We start from the raw sequence: 265 nt of genomic DNA, 5'->3' as shown, positions 1-265 counted from the left end.
CCGGAGCAGATACGAAGGAAAGCAATCCGATCACGGTGTTTCGGATTCATATTCGCCTGTATCTTGAAAATGAAGCCGGAAAAATCATTACTGACAGGACTCATTTCACCTGATGTTGTCATCCGTGCTTGTGGGGCTGGTGCAAATTTCAGATAGGCATCCAAAAACGTCTGAACACCGAATGTCGTTAAAGCACTTCCGAAAAATACGGGACTAAGTTTTCCATTCGCAATGTTTTCTTCAGAGAATTGGTTACCCGCTTCCG

The 265-nt window shown here is 44.5% G+C and carries 1 pseudogene; it reads right to left on the bottom strand.

The window, feature by feature from the left end:
- A pseudogene (locus SB773_RS32405) lies at window positions 1-265 on the bottom strand (peptide chain release factor 3); the annotation flags it as partial.

This window comes from Bacillus sp. SIMBA_074 (assembly GCF_046534555.1).
GTDB classification, from domain to species: Bacteria; Bacillota; Bacilli; order Bacillales; family Bacillaceae_G; genus Bacillus_A; species Bacillus_A mycoides.
This window is presented reverse-complemented; position numbering and strand designations above follow the sequence as displayed.